Genomic DNA, 15,546 nt, shown 5'->3' on the forward strand with positions numbered 1-15,546 from the left:
CTCACTCCTCGTCCGGGCGGCCGCCCGGCGCAGCGTTTCCGGTGGGCGCGTCCGGCGCGGACGTCCCGGGCTCCCTCATGGCGGGCTCGGTCGTTCCGGGCTTGTCCGGCCCGGTCGCCTCCGGCCGCTCGGCCGGGGACCCGTCGGTGCCGCCACGCAGGGCGGTGACGATCTGGGCGAACTCCTCGGCGAAGGCCGCGCCGCCGCCTTCGGTGCGGGTCAATCCTCCCACCGTGACCGTTCCGTCCTTCACCCGCACCCAGACGCGGCGACGGCGGACCGTGAGGGACAGCACGAGCCCGATCACCGCGGCGGCCGCGGCCAGCAGGGCGGGCTCCCGGCCGGGGTCGTAGGTGACCTGGAGGCTGATCCACTCCTTCACGCCGGTGAACTGGATCTTCCCGGCGCCGTCGGCGAGCTCCTTGGTCTCGCCCACGTTGAGCGGGGCCGGCTGGGCCGACATCTTGCCGAGCGGCTTCAGACTCGTGGTGTCGAGCTGGTAGACCGACTGTGGCTGCCCCGACTTCAGGCCGAGGTCTCCGGCGAACGGGAAGATCTGCACGGTCGGGTTCGCGGCGCCGGGGAAGACCGACACCCAGGCGTCGCCGCTCGGCACGGTCGTGGGCAGGAAGCGCGCCAGGAACCCGAGCTGGGTCGGCTGCGCGTCCGGCACCTTGATCACGCACTCGGACGTGTACGTGGCCTGGTCGTCGGCCAGGCACGGCACCGGGCCGTCGTAGGCCACCTGGCCCTTGCCGTCGGTCACCCGGAACGTGGGCGCGTAGCCGTGCCCGATCAGGTAGGTCAGCGTGCCGTCCACGTCCAGCGGGTCGTTGACCTTGAGCTCCGCCTCGCGCGGCGCGGACGTCGGCGAGTCCTGGACGGTCAGCTCGGCGAGGTAGTCGAGCGGCTGGCCCTGCTTCTCACCCGTGGCCACATAGCTAGCCTGGAAGTCCTTCAGCGTGAAGGAGAACGGCTCCAGCGACTCGGCGCTGACCCGGCTGCCGGGCATGAAGCGGTCGTATGCCGCCACCGCGTTGGAGAAGCCGTCGCCCTCCACGACCAGCACGTTGCCGCGGTAGCCGTACAGGCCGCCGGCGCCGACGGCGAACAGCAGCGCGAGCAGCGCGACGTGGAACAGGAGGTTGCCGGTCTCGCGGAGGTAGCCCTTCTCGGCCGCCACCCAGCCGTCGCCGGTGACCACCCGGAACCGCCTGCGTCTGAGCGTGGCGGCGGCCTGCTCCAGGGTGAGGCCGCCGTCGAGCGCCGCGCTGTGCGGCAGGCGCAGCAGGTTGCGCGGCGCGGCGGGCGGGCGGCGCCGGATCTCCTTCACGTGCGCCAGCGCGCGCGGGAACACGCATCCGGCCAGCGAGACGAACAGCAGCAGGTAGATCGCCGCGAACCAGGGCGAGCCGAAGACGTCGAACAGCCAGAACCGGTCGAGCCACTTCGCCTGGGTGGGGTTGTCCTTGAAGTACTGCGCGACCCTGGCCGGGTCGACTCCCCGCTGCGGGTAGATGGAGCCCGGGACCGAGCCGAGCGCGAACAGGAACAGCAGGATCAGCGCCGTGCGCATCGAGGTAAGCGTGCGCCAGGCCCAGCGCAGCCAGCCGACGGGTCCCAGGCCGACCGGCTTCGCCCGCTCCTGTTCCTGCGTCTCCTGCTGGGCCTGCTCCTGCACCGGGGGCTCGTCCCGTACGGCGGACGCGAGGTCGTCGGGGGCGCTCATCAGATCACCGGCCTGAAGCCGCCGACCCACACCTGCAGGTGGACGATGATCTCCGACCACTGCCCGGTCACGAGCAGCAGGCCGACGGCCACGAGCATGCCGCCGCCGACCTTGGTGATCAGCGGGGTGTGGCGGCGCACCGCCTTGAACGTGTGCAGCGCCTTGCGGTAGGCCAGCCCCGCCACCACGAACGGCAGCCCGAGGCCCAGCGCGTACGCGAAGGCGAGAGCGGCGCCGCGCAGCGCACTGCCCTGGTCCACCGAGAGCGTCATCACCACCGCCAGTGTCGGGCCGATGCACGGCGTCCAGCCCAGGCCGAAGACGACCCCGAGCAGTGGCGCCGTCGCGATCCCGGCCGCCGGGAGCCGGTGGATGCGAACGTCACGCTGGAGACCGGGGATCACGCCCACGAAGGCCAGCCCGAGGACGATCGTCACCACCCCGAGGATCCTGGTGATCACCTCGGCGTTGCCGTGCAGCGCCGCGCCGAGGCCGCCGAACAGCGCGCCTCCCAGCACGAACACGACCGCGAACCCGAGCACGAAGAGCGCGCTGCCGAGCACCATCCGGCCGCGTTTCGGGTCGCCGCTCATGCCCGTCACGTACGACAGGTAGCCGGGCACCAGCGGCAGCACGCAGGGCGAGACGAACGACACGAGCCCGGCGACCGCGGCGATCGGCGCGGCCAGCAGCAGCGATCCGGTCGCGACGGTGCTGCCGATGTCACTCATCGGTCACCTTGGTGACGGCCGAGAGCAGGTCGTCGTACTTGACCGCGCCGAGCGCGCGGGCGGCGATGCGGCCCTGGGCGTCGATGATCAGCGTGGAGGGGATTGCGGCGGGCGGCACCGTGCCCTGGAACTGCAGCAGCACCTTGCCGCTCTGGTCGTAGATGCTCGGGTATCCGGGCTCGACCGAGCGGTCGTACGCCTGGGCGGAGGCCTTGAGGTCCTTGAAGTTGACCCCGAGGAACTCCACGCCCTTGGACTTCGTGGTCGCCGCGATGTCCTTGAGCACGGGCGCCTCGGCGCGGCAGGGCGCGCACCAGGAGGCCCAGAAGTTCAGCACGTGGACCTTGCCCGCCGTCAGCGTGGCCGGGCCGCCGTCGAGGGTCTGCCCCTCGACCACGGGAGCCTTGTGGCGCTGGGCGGCGGCGAAGAACTCGACGCGGCCGTCCCCCGCGATGAAGCGCGTGTCACCAGAGCGGGGCTGGGCCGCCTGGCCGCCCGCGCAGCCGGCGAGGGCCGTCGCGGCCGCGGCCGCTGCGGCGAGCGCGGTCAGACGCTTGACGGTCACGCGTGTGGCGGACGGGCGCTTGGCGGACACGGGAGGAGATTCTCCTTGTACTACAACCGGTAGAGCTGTAAGCCTACCGACCGATGTGGGTGCCCCGTTCGCCGGGTCACGCGCCGGGAACGGATCGCGGGCCGGACGTCTCCTCGTCCTCCGGACCCGCACGCAGAGCGTCCGGGAGCACTTCGCCGGCCTTGTCGAACAGCGCGGCCTCGCCCTGTGGCTGCGTGCCGGACGCCCGGAGCAGCGACCCGGCGGGTTCGCTGTAGCCGACGCTGATGAGCCGGTCGCCCTCGAAGGTCAGGCTGGTGAGGCTGGCGAGCGCGCACTGACGGCGGCGCGGGTCGTGCCACAGCCGCCTGCCCTCGGCCGCCAACCGGATGATCCAGATGGGCAGCTGGTGGCTGACCAGCAGGGCCTCGTGGCCGCGCGCCGCGGCCCGGGCGTCGTCCACGACGGCCTTCATCCGTGCCACGACGTCCCGGTACGGCTCGCCCCAGGACGGGCGGAACGGGTTCCTGAAGTGGCGGTAGGACCGCGGATCGCGGAAGACGTTGTCGCTGCCGGCCATCCGCAGGCCCTCGAAGACGTTGCCCGCCTCGATCAGCCGCTCGTCGGTGGCCACCTCCAGGCCGAGCGCCTTGGCGGACGGCGCCGCGGTCTCCTGGGCGCGCTCCATGGGCGAGCTCCACACCGTGACGATGTCTCTGCCCTCGACGGCCTTGGCGACCACCTCGGCCATCCGCAGGCCGGTCTCGGACAGGTGGTAGCCCGGCAGCCTGCCGTACAGGACCCCACGGGGATTGTGAACCTCACCGTGCCGGAGCAGGTGAACGATGGTCATCTCTGTCATGACCTGGACAGCCTACCCGCCGGGCAGCTCGGCGCACGCGGAGCGCAGCGCGTCGACGGCGGCGCGGATCGCGGGACGGCGGGCGGCGTCGGTCCGCCAGACCGCGTAGATCCGCCGCATCGGCGGCGGCTGGACGGCCAGGACGGCGACGCCCTCGGGCAGCGGTCCCCGGCCCAGCCGGGGGATCAGCGCGCACCCGTGGCCCTCTGCGACCAGCGCGAGCTGGGTGGGGTACTCGTCGGCCATGCAGACGATCCGCGGCTCCCGCTCCTCGGAGCGCAGCAGGAACACCAGGAAGTCGTGACACACCGTGCCGGGGGTCGAGCTGATCCAGTTGTCGCCCGCGAGGTCGCTCAGCCGCACCCGGTCGGCGCTCACCAGGGGGTGGTCGGCCGGCACGACGACGTCGGCCACGTCGTCGAGCAGCGTCGTACGCGACAGCCCCTCGGGCAGCGCCATGGGCCGGTTGAGCCAGTCCTGCAGGACCGCGAGGTCGAGGTCTCCGCGCACCAGCTCGCGGGTCTGTCGCTCCGGCTCCCTCTCGTAGACGAGCAGGTCGAGATCGGGGTGCTGCCTCTTGAGCGCGGTCAGGGCGCGCGGCACGATGCCCCGGGCCGCGGTGGGGAAGGCGGCCATGTTCAGCTTGCCGACCACCTCCCCGCGCAGCGCCTCGAAGTCGGCCTCCGCCGTCTCGACGAGCGCGAGGATGCGCTCGGCGTGCTCGGCGAGCAGCCCGGCGGCGTCGGTCAGCTTCACCCCGCGCCCGTTGCGCTCGATCAGCACGGCGCCGGTCTCCCGTTCGAGCTTGGCGAGCTGCTGCGAGATCGCCGAGGGGGTGACCATCAGCGCCTCGGCCGCGGCGCCCACGGAACCGTAGACCGCGACGGCGTGCAGGGCCTTCAACCGGTTGAGGTCCAACATGTAGCCAGTCTAAACCGTTCTGCTTAGAAAAACTTGTTTGCGCTCAACTGTTTAGCGATGCGACGATATAGCCATGCGAATCTTCAACCGCCTCTTCACGAAGCCCTCCCGTTCCGAGCAGACCTCCTATCTGGAGACCCTGGCGCGGCAGGCGCGGCAGACCCGCGACCGCCGCCCCTCCTCGCGCTGATCCCCTGGTCCATGCGCCCCCGTCACCTGGCTCTCGCCGTCGCGCTCGCCGCCGTCTGGGGCTTCAACTTCGTCGTCATGCAGACGGGCCTGAAGCACTATCCGCCGCTGACGTACGCCGCCCTCCGGTTTCTGCTGGCCGCCTTCCCCGCCGTGCTGGTCGCCGGAGGGCCACGCGTGCCCTGGCGGTGGGTGCTGGCCACCGGCGCGTCGCTCGGCGTCGCCCAGTACGGCCTGCTGCTGCTCGGCATGCGCGCCGGCATGCCCGCCGGGCTGACCTCTCTGGTCCTCCAGGTGCAGGCGGTCTTCACCGCGCTGTTCGCGACCGCGCTGCTGGGCGAACGGCTCGGGCGGCGCCGGATCGCCGGGACGGCGGTGGCCTTCGGCGGCCTGGGCCTGATCGCGGCCGGCGTGGTCGCGAGGTCGGGGGCGATCCCCTTCGGCGCGTTCCTGCTGTGCGTCGGCGCGGCGGCCGGGTGGGGGCTCGGCAACGTCGCCACCCGCAGGGCAGCACCGCCCGACTCCCTGCGCTTCATGGTCTGGGTCAGCGCGGTATCGGCGCCGCCCCTCCTGGCGCTGGCCCTGGCGACCGAGGGGGCGTCCTCACTGGGGTCGTTCACGGTCGAGGGCGTGGGCGCCGTGCTCTACACCGCGTTCCTGTCCACCCTGGGCGGCTTCGCCGTCTGGGGGTGGCTGCTGGCCCGCTACGACGCCTCGGTCGTCGCGCCGTACAGCCTGCTCGTGCCGGTCTTCGGCATCGCCGCCGCCGCGCTGTTCACCGGCGAGCCGATCTCCCTCTTCACGATGGCCGCGGGCGCCCTCATCCTCGCCGGTCTCCTCTACGCCAACTCCCGCCCCCGTACGGCCCTCACAAGACCCCTCGCCCCCGCCTCCCGCTGACCTACAGTGCGGAGCGTGAGCAACGCTTTCGAGCACTGGCAGGCCGGGCTCCCGGTCATCTGTCGGCGGTCCATCGCATGGACGTCAAGCTGGGGCCTCGGACGCGGCCGTGCCCGGATGTGATGGTCATCGACGCCGAGGCGGCGGCGGACATGAACCGCACCTACTACGAGGCGCGAGAGGTTCATCTCGTGATCGAGATCGTCTCCCCCGAGTCCATGGAGCGTGATCGCAAGCTCAAGCCGCTGCGGTACGCCGAGGCGGGCATCCCGCACTTCTGGCGGGTGGAGGAGAGCGACGGGCGTCCCGTCGCCTACGTGCACGAACGGGATCCCGCCACGGGCGCGTACGCACTGACGGGGATCCACCACGGGCACCTCGCGGTGCAGGTGCCCTTCCCCGTCGAGGTGGATCTCGACCAACTGGTGAAGTGAGGCCCGGAAGGCGGCGGCCCTCGGGAGGCTCAACCGCTTTCCGTGTGATCGGCGCGTAGCAGCTCGAGGAAGGCCGTGGCCGCCGGGGACGGCCGGTTGCCCCAGATCAGGTGCTCCACCCGTGTCGGAGCGTCGCGAAGACGGATCACGCGCAGGTCGGGATAGCGCGACACGTACGCGGCCGGCAGCATGCCCACGCCGAGGCCCTGACGCACCAGATCGACCATGAACTCGGCGGACGACACCTCGAAGGGCACCTCACGCCGCACCCCGGCGGCGGCGAAAGCCTCGTCCGACTGCGCTCGCCCCGCATGGCCGGCGCGGAAGTCGACGAACGGCACGTCCGCCAGGCTCCGCAGGTCGGCCTCGCTCTCCATCAGGTGGTGATCGGGCGCGACCACGGCGACCAGCTCGCCGCCGCCGAGGCGGCGGCTGCGAACGCCCTTGGGCTCCGCACGGGGCGGCAGGCCGAGGAACGCGACGTCGACGCCGCCCTGCCGGACCCGGTCGACCAATTCTCCGCTGCCCGCCGAGGTGAGCGTGATCCGCACGCGTGGATGACGCCGGCAGTAGCCCCGCAGGGCGACCGGCAGGTTGACGGCCGTCACGGTGGGAACGGCGCCGACGGCGAGCCGCCCGCGGATCTCCCCGCCGGCGACCGCCACCTCGGCCCGGGCGCGGTCCGCGGCCTCCAGGCACTCCCGGGCCGCGGGCAGGAAGGCCTCTCCGGCCGGTGTCAGGCGTACGCGGCGGCTGGTGCGCTCGAACAACCGCGCTCCCAGTTCCCGCTCCAGAGCGGCGATCTGGTGGCTGAGCGCCGACTGCACCACCCGGCAACGCTCGGCCGCCCGGGTGAAGTTGCTGGTCTCCGCGACCGCGACGACATACCTCAGCTGCTGCAGCTCCACCTATTCATCGTATTCGTCGATGGATAACGATGAAAATCATGTGTTGGACTCATAGATGGTTGCTCGCGCACCCTTGAGCCCATGACCGAAACGACAATCGCCGCCCCTGGTGGACGTACGCCCACGGCCTTGAGGTCATGGCTCGGCGTCTCGGCGATCACCGCCAGCCTGTTCGTCTTCCTCACGACCGAACTGATGCCCGTGGGCCTGCTGACCCCGATGAGCACGAGCCTCGGCATCTCCGTGGGCGCCGCCGGGCTGATGGTCACCCTGTACGGCGTCTCGGCCGGGCTCGGCGTGCCCTTCATCGTGGCGTGGACCAGGCGGGTCGACCGGCGCGTCCTGCTGTCCACGCTCCTGGCGACGTTGACCCTGGGCAACGTGATCACCTCCGTCTCGCCGGACTATCCGCTGATCCTGACGACGCGGCTCGTCATGGGATTCGCGAGCGGGGTGTTCTGGGCCATAGGCGTGAGCATGGCGATGCGCCTTGTGGCGGAACGCCATGCGAGCAGGGCGGCCGCCATCGTGATGTCCGGCATCTCGGTCGCCGCGGTCGTGGGCATACCGCTGGGAACGGTCCTGGAAAGCCTCGACGGCTGGCGGACCACGTTCCTCATCTGGGCCGGCCTCAGCGCGCTGGTGTTCGTCGCGGTCGTCGCCGTCATCCCGTCGCTGCCGTCGACGAACGCCGTCTCGGTGCGGGAGGTCTTCGGGCTCCCGCTGCGGAACGCGCGGCTGCGCCTGGTGCTGATCGCCGTCGTGCTCTTCGTGCTCGGCCATTTCGGCGCGTACACGTACGTGCGCCCATACCTGGAGCAGAGCGCGGCTGCCACGACCTTGTTCGTCACGCTGGTGCTGATGCTCTACGGCGCCGGAGGCGCGGCCGGGAACTTCGCCGCCGGATTCACGGTGACCAGGAATCCGCGGGCCGGCTTCATCGCCGGCTGCGCCGGGCTCGTGGCGTCCTTGCTGCTGCTGCTCACGATCGGTCACGGGCCGGGCGGCTCGATCGTCACGCTGATCGTCTGGGGAGTCTCCTTCGGCGTCGTCCAGCTATCCCAGATCACCATGACCCAGGCCGCCGCGCCCGGCACCTTCGAGGCCGCGATGTCGCTCAACACCATGGCCTACAACACGTCCATCGCGCTCGGGGCGCTCTTCGGCGGGCTGTTCGCCGACCATTTGGGCGTCACGAGCGTCGTCTGGTACGGCCTGGCGCTGACGGCGGCTTCGCTGCTCCTCGTGCTCGGCACCCGCCCGAAGCCGGCGCGTGCCGAGCACGAGGGTGAGGTGGCTCAGACGCCGGCGGCCTGAGCGGCGGCCTTGGCGGCCAGGGGCAGGGCCTCGGCCACCTGCGTGAGCGCCGCGTCGTCGTGGGCGGCCGACAGGAACCACGCCTCGTACGCCGACGGCGGCAGATAGACGCCCTGGTCGAGCATGCTGTGGAAGAACGCGCGGTACGCGTCGGCGTTCTGGGTGCGCGCGGAGTCGAAGTCGGTGACCGGGGTCTCGGTGAAGAAGATCGAGAAGAGGTTCCCGGCCCGCTGGAGGCGGTGCGGGACCCCGGCGGCGGCCAGCGCGTCGGAGGCGGCCCGGCCGATGACCAGGGCGGACGCGTCGATGCGGTCGTAGGCGTCGTCGTCGCAGGCGCGCAGCGTGGCCAGCCCGGCCGCGCAGGCGAGCGGGTTGCCCGACAGCGTTCCGGCCTGGTAGACGGGCCCCTCGGGGGCGAGCGCGGCCATGACCTCCGCCCGGCCGCCGAACGCGGCGGCGGGCAGCCCGCCGCCCATGACCTTGCCGAACGTCATGAGGTCGGCCTCGACGGGATCGATGCCGTACCAGCCGGAGGCGGACACGCGGAACCCGGTCAGCACCTCGTCGATGATCAGCAGCGCGCCGTGCTCGGTGCACAGCTCGCGCAGGCGCCGGTTGAAACCGTCGGCGGGCGGCACCACGCCCATGTTGGCCGGGCACGCCTCGGTGATCACGCAGGCGATCTCGAAGCTGCGGAACGCCTCCTCGACCGCCTCCACCGAGTTGTACGGCAGGACGATCGTGTCGGCGGCCGAGGCGCCGGTGACGCCGGGGGTGTCGGGCAGGCCGAAGGTGACCACCCCGGACCCGGCCGAGGCCAGCAGCGCGTCCACGTGCCCGTGGTAGCAGCCGGCGAACTTCACGACCTTCGCCCGCCCGGTGAACCCGCGGGCCAGCCGTACGGCGGACATGGTGGCCTCGGTGCCGGAGCTGACCAGGCGGACCTTCTCGACGGGGGCCACCCGGGAGACGATCTCCTCGGCGAGCAGGACCTCCCCCTCGGTCGCGGTGCCGAACGAGAAGCCGTGCGCGACGGCCTCCTCCAGCGCCTCCACGACGGCGGGGTGGCGGTGGCCGAGGATCATCGGGCCCCACGAGCACACCAGGTCGACGTAGCGGTTGCCGTCCACGTCGGTGATGTACGGGCCCTCGCCGGAGGCCATGAAGCGGGGCGTGCCGCCCACGGCGCCGAAGGCGCGCACCGGCGAGTTGACGCCGCCGGGAACGATCCGGCGGGCGCGGTCGAACAGGTCCTCGGAGGTCTGCGTGCGAGTCACGCCCTCCAGATTACGGGCCCACCCACGCGGCTCCCGTACCGGAACGGGGAGTGGCACGTGATCTTTCGCCGTAGCGACCGCAGTAGGCGAGAAGGATTACGAGACGCGACCTATTCGCAGAAGTCGGCGAGCAGGTCGAGCACGCGCAGCGGATCGGGCAGGGGACGGCCGTCGGGAGGCCTGATCCAGCTCACGACGCCGCCCAAGGGCGTGGTGGACGGCGGCGCGAGCACGTAGCTGTCCCGGCAGTGCCAGCGCAGCCCCGGCGTGCTGTCGATCGTCTCGGGTCCCGCGTCCAGGCTGCAGGACCACCACTCGTCCTCGTCCTCGGGCGCCCCACGCGTGGCCACGAAAAAAAGCACCCGGTCGCCGTTCTCGGCGACCGGGCCCGTGTCGAAGCCTGCGGCGTCCATCGCGGCCAGGGCGGGACGGCCCGCCGAGGCCGGTACGTCGAACACGTCGAACACCCTGCCGGTGGGCAGGATCACGTTCGCGTCCGGATCCTGCTTCCACCACCGCGTGAGCAGCGCGGTGTCCGTCGTGGCCTGCATCTGCCACGCGGGCGACAGCGGGTGCATCCCGGGGTCGGGACAGCCGACCCGGTCACAGGAGCACGCCCTGCCCCCCTCGCTCAGCGGATGCGCGCCCATACAGCTCGCCCAGCCCAGTTGCGCGTATTCGAGCACCGACGTCAGCTTCCGCGGCGCGTGATGCGCACGTCGTTTCGCACGTCGGGCCAGCGGTACCCCCACCATGGCGCTCCTCCCCACAAGCGTCCCCGCCGCCCTCCTGCGGATACGCAAGATGCACGCGGTACGTACCTGATAATGCCTTCTGGCCGGTCGCGGCGCGGCAGGACCCCCCTGATGAGGTGTCAGGATAGTCCGCGGGCGACCTCGGTGGCCCAGTAGGTGAGGATCATGTCGGCTCCGGCGCGGCGGATCGCGATCAGTGATTCCATGATCACCCGCTCCCGGTCGATCCAGCCGTTGGCCGCGGCCGCCTCGACCATCGCGTACTCGCCGCTGACCTGGTAGGCCGCGACCGGCACCTCCACGGTGTCGCGCACCTGCCGCAGGATGTCCAGATACGCCAGGGCCGGCTTGACCATGACGGCGTCCGCGCCCTCGGCCAGGTCGAGGCGCACCTCGCGCAGCGCCTCGCCGATCGGGCCGGCCGGGTCCTGCTGGTAGGCGCTGCGGTCGCCGAACTGCGGCGCGCACTCCGCGGCGTCGCGGAACGGCCCGTAGAACCCGGAGGCGTACTTTGCGGCGTACGCCAGGATCGGGACCTCGGCGAAGCCCTCGGCGTCGAGGGCCGCGCGGATGGCGCCGACCTGGCCGTCCATCATGCCGCTCGGCGCGATCATCCTGCTGCCGGCGGCCGCCTGCGCGACCGCGGCCGACGCGTACCGCTCCAGCGTCGCGTCGTTGTCCACCTCGCCGTCGGCCGTCAGCAGGCCGCAGTGGCCGTGGTCGGTGTACTCGTCCAGGCAGGTGTCGGTCATCAGCACGAGCGCGTCGCCCAGGTCGGAGGCGAGGTCGCGCAGCGCCACCTGGACGATGCCGCCGGGGTCGTCGGCGCCGGAGCCCCGGGCGTCCTTGTGCGCGGGGATCCCGAACAGCATGATCCCGCCCACGCCGGCCTCGGCCGCCTCGTGGGCCGCCTTGCGCAGCGACTCGCGGGTGTGCTGGACGACCCCGGGCATGGAGCCCACCGGCTGCGGCTCGGCGATGCCCTCCTTGACGAACATCGGCAGGATGAGCTCGGCCGGGTGCAGCCGCGTCCCCGCGACCATCCGGCGCATCGCGGCGGTACGACGCAGCCGCCGGGGCCGCGCCACCGGGTATTGGGCGTTCACAGTGATCTCTCCGCTCTGGATCGCGCAGGCCCGCCGGGTGTGCGTTCCCGGCGGGCCGTACGCGAGTCGGTTCATTTCACGCGGCGCCGTGCGCCCCTGCGCATCTGGGACGGCCGGCGGGGCACCTCGCCCGCCGAGACCGCGGCGTGCCGCATCTTGGCACCGTAGTCCGCCAGCGCGGCCGCGAGGGCCGAAGCGGACGGATTGTCGGCCATCACGTCGACCCGCAGCCCGAACTCCTCGGCCGTCTTGGCCGTCTGCGGCCCGATGACCGCGATCACCGTGACGTTGTGCGGCTTGCCGGCGATGCCGACGAGGTTCCGCACGGTCGAGGACGAGGTGAACAGCACGGCGTCGAACCCGCCGCCCTTGATCGCCTCGCGGATCGGGGCCGGCGGCGGCGCGGCGCGCACGGTCCGGTAGGCCGTCACGTCGTCGCACTCCCAGCCGAGCTGGGTCAGGCCCGCCACCAGCGTCTCGGTCGCGATGTCGGCCCGCGGCAGCAGCACGCGGTTGATCGGGTCGAGCATCGAGTCGTACGGCGGCCACTCGGCCAGCAGGCCCTCGGACGACTGCTCGCCCGTCGGCATGAGGTCGGGCTTCACGCCGAACTCCACCAGCGCCCGCGAGGTGGCCTCGCCCACGGCGGCGACCTTGAGCCCGGCGAAGGCCCGGGCGTCCAGGCCGTACTCCTCGAACTTCTCGCGCACCGCCTTGACCGCGTTGGCGCTGGTGAAGGCGACCCACTCGTAGCGGCCCGTGACCAGGCCCTTGATGGCGCGGTCCATCTGCTGTGGCGTGCGCGGCGGCTCGACGGAGATCGTCGGCACCTCCTCGGGCACCGCGCCGTACGAGCGCAGCTGCTCCGACAGGCCCTTGGACTGCTCCTTGGTGCGCGGCACGAGGACCCGCCAGCCGAACAGCGACTTGGTCTCGAACCAGGACAGGCGCTCGCGCATGCCGACCGCGTCGCCGACCACGATCAGCGCGGGCTCGGTCATCCCGGCGTGCTTGAGGTCGGGACCGAGGCGTCCGAGCGTGGAGACCACCGTGTACTGCTCGGTGGTCGTGCCGTCGCTGGTCACCGCCACCGGCGTCGAGTCGGGCTTGCCCGCGGCGATCAGCGCCTTGCCGATCGGGACCGCGTCCGCGACGCCGTTGTAGATCACCAGCGTGCCCTCGCACGCGGCGTGCTTCGCCCAGTCGTCCACCTGCGCGGCGTCGACGATGCGGAACTCCGGCGCCGACGCCGCCGGCGGGATGCCGGCGTAGGTCAGCACGGCCGTGGCGGGCGGCACGCCCGGCACGATCTCGAAGTCCACGTCCGCCTTGGCGCAGGCGGCCACCTCGTCGGTGACCGAGGAGAAGAAGGACGGGTCGCCGGAGCACAGCCGAACGACCGTACGGCCCGCCTTGGCGGCCTGGATGGTCTTCAGCGACACCGAGTTCTCCGCCGCGTCGGCGGAGATGTCGACGACCTCGACGTCCTCCCGGCAGTGGCGCAGCAGTGAGCCGTACGCCTGCCGGTCGAGCACGACGACGTCCGCCCTGCCCAGCAGGTCGGCGCCGCGCAACGTGAGCAGGTTCTCGTCACCGGGGCCGGCGCCGACGAAGGCGACGAACCCGGACCGGGTCTGAGTGCTGTGATTCGCGGGGCTCAACGGGCCTGCTCCCCCATCAACGTGTCGGCCCCCTCGGCGATCATGGCGGCCGCGAGATCGCGGCCCATCTCCACGGCCGTCGAAGTGGGTCCGGAGGTGGACTTGCGCACCGACCGTGCGCCGTCGACGGCGACGACGGTGGCGGTCAGATTGAGAATGTGCCCGTCACCGGAGGCGAAAGCACCTACCGGGGCCGCGCAACCGGCCTCGAGGGCGGCGAGCACCGAGCGCTCGGCGCCCACCGCGGCCCGCGTCAGCGGGTCGTCGACGGCGCTCAGCAGCTCGATGAGGTCGTCGCGGTCGGACAGGCACTCGACGGCGAGGGCGCCCTGCCCGGGAGCGGGCAGCATCTCGTCGACCTCGAACACCTGGGCGATCTCCGCGTCCCGGCGGATCCTGACCAGCCCTGCGGCGGCCAGCACGATGGCGTCGAGCTCGCCCGACGTCACCTTGCCGATGCGGGTCTCCGCGTTGCCCCTGATCGGGACGTACTCGAGATCCGGCCGGAGCGCCCGCAGCTGGGCCACCCGGCGCGGCGAGCCGGTGCCGATGCGGGCCCCGGCGGGCAGGTCGTGCAGCTTGACCGGGCCGACGAGCGCGTCGCGCGGGTCGTCCCGCCGCGTGATCGCCGCCATCGCGATCCGCTCGTCCGGCTTGGTCGGCAGGTCCTTCAGTGAGTGGACCGCGAAGTCGACCTCGCCCGCGAGCAGCCTGCCGCGCAGGTCGTTCACGAACACGCCGGTGCCGCCGAGCTGGGTCAGGTGGGCCCGGGACACGTCGCCGAACGTGGTGACGCCGACGAGCTCCACCTCCCGGCCGGTCAGCGCGGTCAGCCGGTCGGCGACGATCTGCGACTGCGAGGTCGCCATCAGGCTCTTGCGGGTGCCGAGCCGCAGGGGGACGGTCACTGTTCCACCTCCAGGCTCGCGACGGCGTCGGGCGTCTTCGGGTCGAGGTCGAACAGCTCGCGCAGCGCCTCCGCGTACTGGTCGCCGCCCGGTGAGGCGGCCAGCCGCTTGACCCGTACGGTCGGTTCGTGGAGCAGCTTGTCCACGACCCGCCGCACAGTCTGGGTGATCTCGTCGCGCATCCGCCCGTCGATGTCCGGCAGGCGGGACAGCAGCCGGCCCATCTCGGCCTCGACGACCCCGGCGGCCTTGCTGCGCAGGGCGACGACCGTCGGGGTGACGACCGCGGCGCGCGCCGCGTCGAGGTAGGCGGTGACCTCCTCGGCCACGATGCGCCTGACCTCGCAGATCGCCTCGGCCCGGCCGCCGTCCGAGACGTCGCCCACGCCGTCCTGCTGCATCGACTCCAGGTCGACCAGCGTCACGCCGGGCAGGGCCCGTACGCCGGGGTCCACGTCGTGCGGCAGCGCGAGGTCGAGGAGGAACAGCGGACGCGCGCGGTCACCGATCATCTCGGGTGTGATCGTGCGGGTCCCGGCGCCGACGCAGGAGATGACTAGGTCGGCCTCGGCCAGCTCGGCGGGGACGTCGGCCAGGTCCGCGGCCCGGCCGCCGACCGTCTCGGCGAGCCGTTCCGCGCGCTCGAGGGTGCGGTTGGCGATGACGATGTCGGTCACGCCCGCGCGGGACAGCGTCGCGGCGGACAGCGCGCTCATCGAGCCCGCGCCCACGACCAGGGCGCGCCGGCCGGTGATCGGGCCGAGCACCCGCTCGGCGAGCGTCAGCCCCACCCCGACCAGGGACGCGCCGGCCCGGTCGATGCCGGTGTCGGCGTGCGCGCGCTTGCCCACGCGCAGCGCGTGCTGGGCCAGCTCGTTGAGCGTGGTCCCGGCCGTGCCCTCCTCCTGCGCCAGGCGCAGCGCGCCGCGGATCTGGCCGAGGATCTGCCCCTCGCCGATCACCATGGACTCGAGCCCGCAGGCGACGGCGAACAGGTGCTGGACCGCGCGGTCCTCGTAGTGCACGTACAGGTGCCGCGCGAGCATCTCCTGCGGGAGGCCCGAGTGCGCGGCGAGCATGTTCGTCACCGCGGTGACGCCGCCGTGGAAACGGTCGACGACGGCGTAGACCTCGACGCGGTTGCACGTCGAGACGACCAGCGCCTCGGACACGTTCTCGTCCGCCTGCACGTCGTGCAGCAGCTTGACGAGCGCGTCCCCGCTGACCGTGACACGTTCGAGCAGCGCGACCGGTGTCGTCCGGTGGCTCAGGCCGACGACGAGGACACTCATGAG

The 15,546-nt window shown here is 72.2% G+C and carries 14 protein-coding genes and 1 pseudogene; 3 read left to right on the forward strand and 12 right to left on the reverse strand.

The genetic code is table 11. The features are described 5' to 3' along the window. Position 1 precedes the first annotated feature (1 nt). The 5 genes and pseudogenes from resB to ACWEQG_RS13520 form a co-directional block, all read right to left on the reverse strand. Entirely contained in the window at positions 2 to 1,729 is a 1,728-nt protein-coding gene (resB, locus tag ACWEQG_RS13500; RefSeq protein ID WP_452284482.1) for a cytochrome c biogenesis protein ResB, read from the reverse strand. After that, positions 1,729 to 2,460, reverse strand: a complete 732-nt coding sequence (locus ACWEQG_RS13505; RefSeq protein ID WP_452284483.1) for a cytochrome c biogenesis CcdA family protein — start codon at positions 2,458 to 2,460, stop codon at positions 1,729 to 1,731. Before ACWEQG_RS13505 ends, resB begins: the two co-directional genes overlap by 1 nt. Next, positions 2,453 to 3,055: a TlpA family protein disulfide reductase gene (locus ACWEQG_RS13510; RefSeq protein WP_452284485.1), complete on the reverse strand. Its 603-nt coding sequence runs from the start codon at positions 3,053 to 3,055 to the stop codon at positions 2,453 to 2,455. Before ACWEQG_RS13510 ends, ACWEQG_RS13505 begins: the two co-directional genes overlap by 8 nt. Positions 3,056 to 3,260: 205 nt before the next feature. Beyond that, a pseudogene (locus ACWEQG_RS13515) lies at positions 3,261 to 3,875 on the reverse strand (histidine phosphatase family protein); the annotation flags it as partial. Between the two features lie 12 nt (positions 3,876 to 3,887). Continuing rightward, positions 3,888 to 4,796 (reverse strand): LysR family transcriptional regulator, encoded by a 909-nt coding sequence (locus tag ACWEQG_RS13520; RefSeq protein ID WP_452284487.1) that lies wholly within the window; start codon positions 4,794 to 4,796, stop codon positions 3,888 to 3,890. A 201-nt stretch (positions 4,797 to 4,997) separates the two neighbouring features. Here ACWEQG_RS13520 and ACWEQG_RS13525 point away from each other — a divergent pair, with 201 nt between their 5' ends. Together ACWEQG_RS13525 and ACWEQG_RS13530 are read left to right on the forward strand one after the other, a co-directional pair. Next, on the forward strand, positions 4,998 to 5,885 hold the full coding sequence (locus ACWEQG_RS13525) for an EamA family transporter (RefSeq protein ID WP_452284489.1): 888 nt from the start codon (positions 4,998 to 5,000) through the stop codon (positions 5,883 to 5,885). A gap of 35 nt (positions 5,886 to 5,920) precedes the next feature. Further along, a complete protein-coding gene (locus ACWEQG_RS13530; RefSeq protein ID WP_452285092.1) occupies positions 5,921 to 6,319 on the forward strand; it encodes a Uma2 family endonuclease in 399 nt (132 codons plus the stop codon). Positions 6,320 to 6,348: 29 nt separating this feature from the next. Here the strand turns inward: ACWEQG_RS13530 and ACWEQG_RS13535 are convergent, their stop codons facing one another. Next, complete coding sequence (locus ACWEQG_RS13535; protein ID WP_452284491.1) at positions 6,349 to 7,227, reverse strand: LysR family transcriptional regulator; 879 nt, start codon at positions 7,225 to 7,227, stop codon at positions 6,349 to 6,351. A gap of 81 nt (positions 7,228 to 7,308) precedes the next feature. Here ACWEQG_RS13535 and ACWEQG_RS13540 point away from each other — a divergent pair, with 81 nt between their 5' ends. Beyond that, positions 7,309 to 8,544, forward strand: a complete 1,236-nt coding sequence (locus tag ACWEQG_RS13540; RefSeq protein ID WP_452284493.1) for an MFS transporter — start codon at positions 7,309 to 7,311, stop codon at positions 8,542 to 8,544. Here the strand turns inward: ACWEQG_RS13540 and hemL are convergent. The 6 genes from hemL to ACWEQG_RS13570 all read right to left on the reverse strand — a co-directional run bounded on the left by hemL (position 8,526) and on the right by ACWEQG_RS13570 (position 15,543). Further along, positions 8,526 to 9,821 (reverse strand): glutamate-1-semialdehyde 2,1-aminomutase, encoded by a 1,296-nt coding sequence (hemL, locus tag ACWEQG_RS13545; protein WP_452284496.1) that lies wholly within the window; start codon positions 9,819 to 9,821, stop codon positions 8,526 to 8,528. The genes ACWEQG_RS13540 and hemL overlap by 19 nt on opposite strands. Positions 9,822 to 9,931: 110 nt before the next feature. Continuing rightward, positions 9,932 to 10,576: a bifunctional DNA primase/polymerase gene (locus ACWEQG_RS13550; RefSeq protein ID WP_363469706.1), complete on the reverse strand. Its 645-nt coding sequence runs from the start codon at positions 10,574 to 10,576 to the stop codon at positions 9,932 to 9,934. A gap of 119 nt (positions 10,577 to 10,695) precedes the next feature. Further along, positions 10,696 to 11,682, reverse strand: a complete 987-nt coding sequence (gene hemB / locus ACWEQG_RS13555) for a porphobilinogen synthase (RefSeq protein ID WP_363469728.1) — start codon at positions 11,680 to 11,682, stop codon at positions 10,696 to 10,698. Between the two features lie 71 nt (positions 11,683 to 11,753). Then, complete coding sequence (locus ACWEQG_RS13560; protein WP_363469704.1) at positions 11,754 to 13,343, reverse strand: bifunctional uroporphyrinogen-III C-methyltransferase/uroporphyrinogen-III synthase; 1,590 nt, start codon at positions 13,341 to 13,343, stop codon at positions 11,754 to 11,756. After that, positions 13,340 to 14,212, reverse strand: coding sequence for a hydroxymethylbilane synthase (gene hemC, locus ACWEQG_RS13565; RefSeq protein WP_452285094.1), 873 nt, complete (start codon positions 14,210 to 14,212; stop codon positions 13,340 to 13,342). Before hemC ends, ACWEQG_RS13560 begins: the two co-directional genes overlap by 4 nt. A 35-nt stretch (positions 14,213 to 14,247) precedes the next feature. Further along, positions 14,248 to 15,543 (reverse strand): glutamyl-tRNA reductase, encoded by a 1,296-nt coding sequence (locus tag ACWEQG_RS13570; RefSeq protein WP_452284498.1) that lies wholly within the window; start codon positions 15,541 to 15,543, stop codon positions 14,248 to 14,250. Between the last annotated feature and the right edge of the window lie 3 nt (positions 15,544 to 15,546).

It is taken from the genome of Microbispora sp. NPDC004025 (genome assembly GCF_053604425.1).